Below are 10,463 nucleotides of genomic sequence, written 5' to 3'. Positions count from 1 at the left end.
GTTTCAGGGTGGTCAGCGAGGTGACTTCGCTTGGCTTGAAGATCATCGCGTTACCAGCGGCCAGGGCTGGCGCGGATTTCCACAGCGCGATCTGGATCGGGTAGTTCCACGCGCCGATACCGGCAACCACGCCCAGCGGCTCGCGACGGGTGTAGACGAAAGAAGTGTCGCGCAGTGGAATCTGCTCGCCTTCGATCGCCGGTACCAGGCCTGCGTAGTATTCCAGCACGTCAGCGCCGGTAACGATGTCGACGTACTTGGTTTCGGAGAAGGATTTACCGGTGTCCAGAGTTTCCAGCGCGGCCAGTTCATCGTTGCGCTCGCGCAGGATGTCGACGGCGCGACGCAGGATGCGCGAACGCTCCATGGCGGTCATCGCGGCCCAGATTTTCTGGCCCTTTTCAGCGCTGACCACGGCGCGCTCGACGTCTTCCTTGGTCGCACGTTGCACCAGTGCGAGGACTTCACCGTTAGCCGGGTTGATGGCTTCGAAGGTGGCATCGCTGCCGGCGTCAGAGTACGCGCCATCGATGTAAAGTTTTTGCAGTTCGAAACGGGCCATAGTGTCCTCGCAAGTGCATTGGTGGTTGGCGTTGACCACCGCGGTGAGGCTGCGGTGGCGTTCAGGGGCCGAGCGTTTTCTGTGTGCTCTAGCTCACCTTCTTGGCCAATTGGAAATCCATGTATTCGTAAGCGATCTGTTGCGCCTGCGCGGTGTCGAAAGCGTCTCCCGACAAAGCGCCGCGCAACCACAAGCCGTCAATCAACGCTGCCAGGCCACGCGCTGCGCTGCGCGCATCTTCGAGCGGCAACACACGGCGGAACTGGCAGCACAGGTTGGAATACAGACGGTGATCGTTGATCCGCTGCAACCTGTGCAAAGACGGCTGGTGCATGCTGGTGGCCCAGAAGGCCAGCCAGGTTTTCATTGCCGGGCCATTGACCTGGCTGGCGTCGAAGTTGCCTTCGATGATCACCTGCAGATGCGCCCGTGGGCTGTCATCTGCCAGCGCCTGACGGCGCGCGGTGACGCTCTCGCTGAGGGCGGTCATCAGATACCGCATCGTGGCGGCAATCAGGCCGTTCTTGTCCTGAAAGTAATGACTGATGATGCCATTCGAGACACCGGCCAAACGGGCGATCAGCGCAATGCTGGCGTCCCCCATTCCGACCTGATCGACCGCCTGCAAAGTGGCTTCGATCAGTTGTTGGCGGCGGATGGGTTGCATACCGACCTTGGGCATCTTGCACATCTCCTTAGGCCTTCCGAGCGGCGAATCACGCCTATCGGATTGACGGCCAGTCTATTTTGTTTTGATTGAACGTTCAATCAACAAAGAATAAGATCTGCGACAAATCGTCGCTGCCTACAGATTTTTCCTACGTGTAAGTGGCGATAAAACCGACATCCGAAAAAGCTCGAAACCTGCGTGGGGCATGGCGCGGTTCGCGATTCGATGGACGTGTTGAAAGGGCAAGACGCTCACGGCCAGGTTTCGGATGAACGTCCGTCCACCTTCGGCCACGAAAGCGATTCGCAGCGCCATTTCGGCAGGTTCGGGCATTTTTCGGGGTGTCTTTATATCACCCGCCGGTCGGCTGCCAACTAACCGATTGGTCGGGTTCCGTGTTGCCTTGTGTTCTTCTCTCGCACTGCCTGGAGCATTTGTGCCATGAGTTCTGCCTCGCTTATAAAGACCCCGCCCGAGAAGGTGACGGTCAACGGTTGGGTGTTTTACACCTCTACCGCGCTGATTCTGTTGTTGACCGCCATTCTGATTATCGCCCCGCAAGAGGCCGGCAGACTGTTGGGTATCGCTCAGGCCTGGTTGTCGCGCAGCTTCGGCTGGTACTACATGGTGGTGATTGCCGCTTACTTGGTATTCGTCGTCGGCCTGGCGTTTTCCTCGTACGGCAAACTCAAACTGGGCAGCAAGGATGACACCCCGGATTTCAGTTACGGCGCCTGGGCGGGGATGCTGTTCTCGTCGGGTATCGGTATTTCGCTGCTGTACTTCGGCGCGTCCGAGCCACTGGATCACTACTTCAATCCGCCGGAAGGCGCCTCGGCCAGCAACATGGCCGCGCGTCAGGCAGTACAACTGACGTTCCTGCACTGGGGCCTGCACGGCTGGGCGATCTATGCGCTGGTTGGTCTGGCCGTGGCGTACTTCGCTTACCGTCATAACCAGCCGCTGGCACTGCGATCGGCGCTATATCCACTGGTCGGCGAGCGTTGGGTCAAGGGCGCGGCCGGTCATGCGGTGGACGGCTTCGGCATGTTCGTGACCCTGCTGGGGCTGGTGACCAACCTGGGGATTGGTTCGCTGCAAGTGTCGTCGGGCCTGGAAAACCTGTTCGGCATGGAACACAGCAACACTAACCTGCTGATCGTCATCATCGTGATGAGCACCGTGGCGACCATCGCTGCCGTGTCCGGCGTGGAAAACGGCATCCGTCGTCTGTCCAACCTGAACATCGTGCTGTTCAGCGGTTTGTTGATTTTCGTCTTGCTGTTCGGACCGACCCTGCACCTGCTCAATGGCTTCGTGCAGAACATCGGTGATTACCTCAATGGCATCGTGCTGAAAACCTTCGACCTTTATGTGTACGAAGGCGACAACGCCAAGTCCGAGCGCTGGATGGGCCTGTGGACCCTGTTCTACTGGGCGTGGTGGATTTCCTGGGCGCCATTCGTAGGTATGTTCATCGCGCGTATTTCCCGTGGTCGTACCGTGCGTGAACTGGTGGCAGGCGTGTTGCTGATTCCGCTGGGCTTCACCTTGGCCTGGCTGTCGATCTTCGGTAACTCGGCACTGGACCTGGTGATGAACCATGGCGCGGTGGAACTCGGCAAGACGGCGCTGGAACAGCCGTCGATGGCGATCTATCAGTTGCTTGAACACTACCCAGCGTCGAAAGTCGTCATCGGTGTGTCGATCTTTGTCGGTTTCGTGCTGTTCCTGACCCCGGCCGACTCTGGCGCGGTGATGATGGCGAATCTGTCCTGCAAGGGCGGCAACGTTGACGAAGATGCGCCGCACTGGCTGCGGATTTTCTGGTCGGTGGTGATCACCCTGGTGACCATCGGTCTGCTGTTCGCCGGTAACTTTGAAGCCATGCAAACCATGGTGGTGCTGGCCGGTCTGCCGTTCTCGGTGGTGCTGGTGTTCTTCATGTTCGGCCTGCACAAGGCGATGCGCCAGGACGTGCAGATCGAACAGGAGCAGGCACAACTGGCGGAGCGCGGTCGTCGTGGTTTCAGCGAGCGTCTGACGCAACTGGACCTGCAACCGAGCCAATCGGTGGTGCAGCGTTTCATGGACAAGCAGGTCAGCCCGGCGCTGGAAGATGCGACTGCGCAGATGCGTGCGCAGGGGCTGGAAGTGCAGACGCTGCTGGGTAAATCCAAGCGTTGCATGGGCGTGCGCGTCGAGATGGAAGAGGGCAACCCTTTCGTTTACGAAGTGAGCCTGGACGGCTATCTGGCGACCCCGACCGAATCGGCGCAGTCCGATGAAGCGCGCCAGCGTTACTACCGCGCCGAGGTGTATCTGCACAACGGCAGCCAGGATTACGACCTGATGGGCTTCACGCAGGATCAGATCACGCGCGATGTGCTCGATCAGTTTGAAAGCCATCGGCAGCTCCTTGGCCGGGTGTACAGCTAAAGTCAAAAGCCCCCCTCATCGGAACGCCGCCCGCCCAGCCCTCTCCCTAAGGGAGAGGGGGAAAGGGAGCAGATCGGGGGCTTTTCAATGCCTGAGTTCGACTCGATTTCTCAGGTTACAACTCGGTCAGTCCCCTCTCCCTCTGGGAGAGGGTTAGGGTGAGGGGCTTTTCCCTGACCCAATAAAAAAGGGATCGCTCACCGCGATCCCTTTTTCTATCCCGCCTTAACCGAGGTTCTTGCCTAACAGCGCGTGATACAACTCACTGTCGCCCAAGATCCCCACCACATGATTATTATCGTGCAACACCAGCTTGTTGCCGGTCTGATAACGAATCTGCAGTGCATCACGCATACCGATGTTCGAGTCCACCAGTGTCGGCTTGCGTTCCAGCCCCTCAACCGCTTGTCCCGGTGCCCAGTTCTGCAGGTTCAACACCGAACCATTCTGCCGTGCGCCCTTGATGGTGTTGCCTTCCGCCAAATCGAGCCACGAATCGCCGCCCGGATCGAGACACACCGAACCATTGATGCGTTTGCACTTGTCCAGCGTGCGCATCAGGCTGCGGCCGCAGAGCACATTGAGCGGATTGGTGTGTGCGACGAAGGTGCGCACATAGTCGTCCGCCGGGTTCAACACGATCTCTTCCGGCACGCTGTACTGGATGATCCGGCCGTCTTTCATGATCGCGATGCGGCTACCGAGTTTCAGCGCCTCGTCGAGGTCGTGGCTCACGAAGACGATGGTCTTGCTCAGCTTGCGTTGCAGTTCCAGCAGTTCATCCTGCAGACCCTGACGGATCAGCGGGTCGAGCGCCGAGAACGGTTCGTCCATCAGCAGAATATCGGCGTCCATCGCCAGTGCCCGCGCCAGACCGACACGCTGCTGCATGCCGCCGGAGAGTTCGTCAGGCTTCTTGTTGCGCCATTGGGTCAGGCCAACCAGTTCGAGTTTTTCATCGACCAGTTTCTTGCGTTCTTTCTCCGGACGGCCCTGCATTTCCAGACCGAAACTGATGTTCTCGCGCACCGTCAGCCACGGCATCAGGGCGAACTTCTGGAACACCATGGCGATGCGTTTGGTACGCATCATTTTCAGCTCGGCCGGGGTGCACGACGCGATATCGATCTGGCGGTTTTCATGCTCGACGAACAGCTTGCCGCGGCTCACGGTGTTGAGGCCGTTGATGCAGCGCAGCAGGCTCGACTTGCCGGAACCGGACAGGCCCATCAGCACGCAGATCTCGCCTTTGTTGATATCCAGCGTGGCTTTTTCCACGCCGACAATCTGTCCGGTCTTCTTCAGTATCTCGTTGCGGGTCATGCCCTGATCCAGCAGCTTGAGCGCCTCGCGTGGATCCTTGGAGAAGATTACGTCGACGTCTTCGAAGCGAATTATGCTCATGCGTCACCCCCTACTTTAGCGTCGGGTTGTTTGCAGATACGGTCGAGCATGATCGCCAGCAGTACGATCGCCAGGCCCGCTTCGAAGCCCAGGGCGATATCAGCAGTGTTCAGTGCGTTGACCACCGGTTTGCCGAGTCCGTCGGCGCCGACCAGTGCGGCGATCACCACCATCGACAGCGACAGCATGATGCACTGGGTGATGCCGGCCGCGATGCTCGGCATGGCGTGAGGCAGTTCAATCCGTGAGAGCAATTGGCGACGCGAGCAGCCGAAGGCCTTGCCGGCGTCCATCAGTTCTTGCGGGACATCGCGGATGCCCAGGTAGGTCAGGCGGATCGGCGCAGCGATGGCGAACACCACCGTGGAGATCAGGCCCGGGACCACACCCAGCCCGAAGAGGGTCAGGGTAGGAATGAGGTAAACGAAGGTCGGTACGGTCTGCATCAGATCGAGTACCGGACGCATGACAGTGTAGAACATCGGTTTGTGTGCGGCGACGATGCCCAGCGGCACGCCGATGACCACGCAGACCAGGGTCGCGAACATGACCTGGGCGAGGGTTTCCATGGTTTCCTGCCAGTACCCCAGATTGAGGATCAGCAGGAAGGAGGCGACCACGAATGCGGTCAGGCCCCACTTGCGTTGAATCAGATGGGCGATGATTGCAATCAGGCCAATCAAGACCAGTGGGTTGAACCAGGTCAGCGCAAACGTCACGCCGTGGATCATCGTTTCCAGGGTCACGGCGATTGCGTCGAAGGTGTTGGCGCCGTGTTGCGTCAACCATTCAACGAAGCCCGCGATGTACTGGCCTAAAGGTATTTTCTGATCAATCAGCATGGTAGTGAACGTCCGCATGCAAGGAAATAAACAGCCCGGGCGGGCGAACCCGCCCGGCATAAGCGATTACTGAAGCTTGGCTTTCACGGCCTCCAGGCCAGGTTTACCGTCAATGGTGGTCACGCCAGCGAGCCAGGTATCGAGCACTTGTGGATTCTTTTTCAGCCAGGCCTTGGCGGCCGCGTCAGGCTTCATCTTGTCGTCGAGGATGTTGCCCATCAGTTCGCTTTCCATGTCGACGGTGAACTCCAGGTTCTTCAGCAACTGACCGACGTTGCTGCATTCCGCGGCATAACCCTTGCGGGTGTTGGTCGCCACGGTCGCCGCACCGAAATCGGGGCCGAAGAAATCATCGCCACCGGTCAGGTATTGAATCTTGAAGCGCTTGTTCATCGGGTGCGGCGCCCAGCCGAGGAAGACCACGGCGGTGTCGCGTTTTTGCGCGCGATCAACCTGCGAGAGCATGCCCGCTTCCGAAGACTCAACCACTTTGAAACCGGCGGTCTTCAGGCCGAAGGCGTCCTTGTCGATCATGCTCTGGATCAGACGGTTGCCATCGTTGCCAGGCTCGATGCCGTAGATCTTGCCGTCGAGTTCTTTCTTGAATTTGGCGATGTCGGCGAAGTCATGCAGACCTTTGTCATACAGGGCTTGCGGCACGGCGAGGGTGTACTTGGCGCCCTTGAGGTTGGTGCGCACGGTTTCCACGGTGCCGGCATCGCGGTAGGCCTTGATGTCGTTTTCCATGGTCGGCATCCAGTTACCGAGGAACACGTCCATGTTCTTGCCGTCGGCCAGCGACTTGTAGGTCACGGGCACGGAAATCATGGTGGTCTTGGTCTTGTAGCCGAGGGCGTTAAGCACAACAGAGGTGGTCGCGGTGGTGGCGGTGATGTCGGTCCAGCCGACATCAGAGAAGTTAACGGTACTGCACTGTGCCGGTTCTGCAGCTTGCGCCAGTAACGGCAGACTCAGCATGGCGGCCAACAACAACGACGGGGAACCTTTCATGGATGGACTCCTTGGTGTTTTTTTTGGCAGTGTTCCGACTGTGGACCACCGCACTTATAGGTTGCGGTTGGGTGGCGTTCTGGAGACAGCTCTGTCACGGCGCCTTGCAATCGAGTCACAACGATCATGTACCAGTGAAAATCTGACGCCTACAGGGGGGGTCGTATCCAGTACAGGGATGGTCGTATCTAGTGTCAGTGACGTCGTTTACAGCTTTTTTCAGCCCCGAATGGCCATCTGAACCGTACAAAAACGGCGAAAAACCGGGGTGAAAACGGCGCGGCGCTGGTGGACATGATTGCGTCGGTGTCAGACGCCGTGCGTCCCGACAAAAGCCTGATGATGCGGGCATTCCGGCGGATCGCAGCTTGAGCGTAGCAGCTCCGCCAGCGGGCGCTTTTGCGTCCCGGACCGGCATCCTCAGGAGCTCTGCAGCAATGGCTATCAGTGTTTTCGACCTGTTCAAAATCGGCATCGGCCCTTCCAGTTCCCACACCGTCGGGCCGATGCGCGCGGCGGCGTTGTTCGTCGAGTCGCTACGGGACAAGCACCAGTTGGAACAGGTGCGCCGTATAGAAGTGCAATTGTTCGGATCGCTGTCGGCCACGGGCATTGGTCACGGCAGCGACAACGCGGTGATCATGGGGCTGATGGGCGAGTGGCCGGACGCAATCGACCCGTCGCAGATCGGCCCGCGCATTCAGGCGCTGCGTGAAACTCACACACTGTTATTGGACGGTCGTCTGGCGGTGCCGTTTGTCTGGGCGCGGGACATGCGTCTCATTGATGAGAACCTGCCGTTCCACCCCAATGCGATGACGATTGTGGCCGAGGGCGATCACGGCGAGCTGCACCGCGACACCTACTATTCGGTGGGTGGCGGTTTTGTCGTCGATCAAGCGCAGGCGTCCAGCGGCGTGGTCGATCTGGATCGCACTGAATTGCCTTACGACTTTTCCAGTGCGGTTGAATTGCTGGAGTTGTGCAAGCGGAACAATCTTCGCGTCGCTGAATTGATGATGGCCAACGAAAAGGTCTGGCGCAGTGAAGAAGAAATTCGCGCCGGGCTGATGAAGCTGTGGCGAGCGATGCAGGATTGCGTCGAGCAGGGCTTGAAACACGAAGGCATCCTGCCCGGCGGATTGAATGTACGGCGGCGTGCGGCGAAGTTGCATCGCAGTCTTCAGGAGTTGGGCAAGCCCAATGTGATCGGCTCGACGCTCAGCGCGATGGAGTGGGTCAATCTGTTTGCGCTGGCTGTTAATGAAGAAAACGCGGCGGGCGGGCGCATGGTCACGGCGCCGACCAATGGCGCGGCAGGGATCATTCCGGCGGTGTTGCACTACTTTATGAAGTTCAGCGAAGCGGTGACTGACGCCAACGTGGTCGACTACTTCCTCGGTGCGGCGGCGGTGGGGATTCTGTGCAAGAAGAATGCTTCGATCTCTGGCGCTGAGGTTGGCTGTCAGGGCGAAGTCGGTTCGGCCTGCGCGATGGCGGCGGCGGGGCTGGCGGAGATCCTGGGTGCCACACCGGAGCAGTTGTGCAACGCGGCGGAGATTGGCCTGGAGCATAACCTCGGGCTGACCTGCGACCCGGTCGGTGGTCTGGTGCAGGTGCCGTGCATCGAGCGCAATGCGATTGCGGCGGTGAAGGCGATCAACGCGGCGCAGATGGCCTTGCGGGGGGATGGTCAGCACTTTATTTCGCTGGACCGGGTGATCCGCACCATGCGCGATACCGGTGCCGACATGCATGACAAATATAAAGAGACATCGCGGGGAGGGCTGGCGGTCAGCGCGGTGGAGTGCTGAGTCAGTGACACCGAGGTGAATTCTTCGCGAGCAGGCTCGCTCCCACATAGGAATCTGGCGTTCACACATTTTGTGTTCTCTGGAGATCTACTGTGGGAGCGAGCTTGCTCGCGAAGGGGCCAGACCAGTCAAAACTGCTCACCAAGTGAACACGGACAATAAATCACGCCACCTTTTAGCGCGTCGCAAACAGATAAGAGTCTTTCCCACCTGTTACATACGATCCGCGCCCCTACCGTCCGTCACCTGTGCTTGCGGTGACACTCCTCACAAACTGCGCGCAGGCCAGTTCCCACAAGTGCTACCGATTTGCTCACACGCTACGGGGCAGGGCTTTCAGCCCGCTGATGGCACTTCGAAATACCTTTTGTCGGACGTCTCGTATAGACACGTCGCGACGTCGTTTTCAGGAGTTATTGAACGGTCATCCAATTTTAGGCATGGCAATTGCTCTGTCATAACAAAGCCCGTCTCCCACGCGGGAACGCTGGCAATAACAAGAGCCTCCGCCTGAGGCCATCACCCGCTTTGTGTGAGGAGATACCGCGATGACGTCGTTCAACTCCGGGGCCCAACCCCAGAACCGTGCGCCTCAATCCATCGGCTTTCTGCTGCTGGACAATTTCACGCTGATTTCTCTGGCCTCCGCAGTAGAACCTCTACGCATGGCCAACCAATTGTCCGGTCGCGAGCTGTATCGCTGGAGCACCCTCACCGTCGATGGTGGCCAGGTGTGGGCCAGTGACGGTCTGCAGATCACTCCCGACGCTTCCATGCACAAAGCGCCGCCGCTGGACACTGTGATTGTCTGCGGCGGCATCGGTATCCAACGCACCGTCACCCGTGAACACGTTTCATGGCTGCAAAGCCAGGCGCGCCAGTCCAAGCGCCTCGGCGCCGTGTGCACCGGCAGCTGGGCACTGGCTTGCGCCGGGTTGCTCGACGGTTTCGATTGCAGCGTGCACTGGGAATGTCTGGCGGCGATGCAGGAAGCTTTCCCGCGCGTGGCCATGAGCACTCGCTTGTTCACCCTCGACCGTAACCGTTTCACCAGCTCTGGTGGCACCGCGCCGCTGGACATGATGCTGCACCTGATCAGCCGCGATCATGGCCGTGAACTGTCCGCCGCGATCTCGGAAATGTTTGTCTACGAACGCATCCGCAACGAACAGGATCACCAGCGCGTACCGCTCAAGCACATGCTCGGCACCAATCAGCCGAAACTGCAGGAAATCGTCGCGCTGATGGAAGCCAACCTCGAAGAGCCGATCGACCTGGATGAATTGGCGGTGTACGTCGCCGTGTCGCGTCGACAGCTGGAGCGCCTGTTTCAGAAATACCTGCACTGCTCGCCGTCGCGTTACTACTTGAAGCTGCGTTTGATTCGCGCCCGGCAGTTGCTCAAGCAGACGCCGATGTCGATCATCGAAGTGGCGTCGGTGTGTGGTTTCGTTTCGACGCCGCACTTCTCCAAGTGCTACCGCGAATACTTCGGCATTCCGCCGCGTGACGAGCGCGTAGGCTCCAACACCACCCAGCAAGTGGCGATGCTGCCGCTGCCGCAGGCAATCGTGATGTCGCCGCTGTCGGGGCCGATGTCGGCGTTGAGTCAGGCGCGCAATGAATCGACGTTTGCCAGCGTAAGGCTATAAAGCAAAAGATCGCAGCCTTCGGCAGCTCCTACAGGGATATGCATTCCAATGTAGGAGCTGCCGAAGGCT

8 protein-coding genes are annotated in these 10,463 nt (G+C 59.1%); 3 read left to right on the top strand and 5 right to left on the bottom strand.

What is annotated here, in order from left to right:
* Positions 1–562 (bottom strand): aldehyde dehydrogenase family protein (locus F8N44_RS31845; protein WP_224794804.1); only part of this gene is annotated, 562 nt, incomplete at its 3' end.
* Between the two features lie 88 nt (positions 563–650).
* Positions 651–1,244, bottom strand: coding sequence for a transcriptional regulator BetI (gene betI / locus F8N44_RS21430; RefSeq protein ID WP_008085771.1), 594 nt, complete (start codon positions 1,242–1,244; stop codon positions 651–653).
* A gap of 429 nt (positions 1,245–1,673) precedes the next feature.
* Between betI and betT the strand changes: the two genes are divergently transcribed.
* The gene (gene betT / locus F8N44_RS21425; RefSeq protein ID WP_008085768.1) at positions 1,674–3,671 is read left to right on the top strand and encodes a choline BCCT transporter BetT; all 1,998 of its coding nucleotides are present in this window, start codon (positions 1,674–1,676) and stop codon (positions 3,669–3,671) included.
* A gap of 225 nt (positions 3,672–3,896) precedes the next feature.
* Here betT and choV read toward each other — a convergent pair whose 3' ends face one another.
* The 3 genes from choV to F8N44_RS21410 form a co-directional block, all read right to left on the bottom strand.
* Positions 3,897–5,075, bottom strand: coding sequence for a choline ABC transporter ATP-binding protein (gene choV / locus F8N44_RS21420; protein ID WP_016772804.1), 1,179 nt, complete (start codon positions 5,073–5,075; stop codon positions 3,897–3,899).
* Entirely contained in the window at positions 5,072–5,917 is an 846-nt protein-coding gene (gene choW, locus F8N44_RS21415; protein ID WP_095121426.1) for a choline ABC transporter permease subunit, read from the bottom strand. Before choW ends, choV begins: the two co-directional genes overlap by 4 nt.
* Positions 5,918–5,983: 66 nt before the next feature.
* Positions 5,984–6,928, bottom strand: a complete 945-nt coding sequence (locus F8N44_RS21410; protein ID WP_064119194.1) for a choline ABC transporter substrate-binding protein — start codon at positions 6,926–6,928, stop codon at positions 5,984–5,986.
* A 437-nt stretch (positions 6,929–7,365) separates the two neighbouring features.
* Between F8N44_RS21410 and F8N44_RS21405 the strand changes: the two genes are divergently transcribed.
* Together F8N44_RS21405 and F8N44_RS21400 are read left to right on the top strand one after the other, a co-directional pair.
* Positions 7,366–8,742, top strand: a complete 1,377-nt coding sequence (locus F8N44_RS21405) for an L-serine ammonia-lyase (RefSeq protein ID WP_150651705.1) — start codon at positions 7,366–7,368, stop codon at positions 8,740–8,742.
* 548 nt (positions 8,743–9,290) lie between these two features.
* Positions 9,291–10,394: a GlxA family transcriptional regulator gene (locus F8N44_RS21400; RefSeq protein WP_007949927.1), complete on the top strand. Its 1,104-nt coding sequence runs from the start codon at positions 9,291–9,293 to the stop codon at positions 10,392–10,394.
* The last annotated feature ends 69 nt before the right edge of the window (positions 10,395–10,463 follow it).

The sequence above is a fragment of the Pseudomonas fluorescens genome (assembly GCF_902497745.1).
In the GTDB taxonomy this organism is placed as follows: Bacteria; Pseudomonadota; Gammaproteobacteria; order Pseudomonadales; family Pseudomonadaceae; genus Aquipseudomonas; species Aquipseudomonas fluorescens_BM.
Note: the sequence above shows the minus strand (reverse complement) of the source record. Positions and strands in the feature narration are given on the sequence as shown.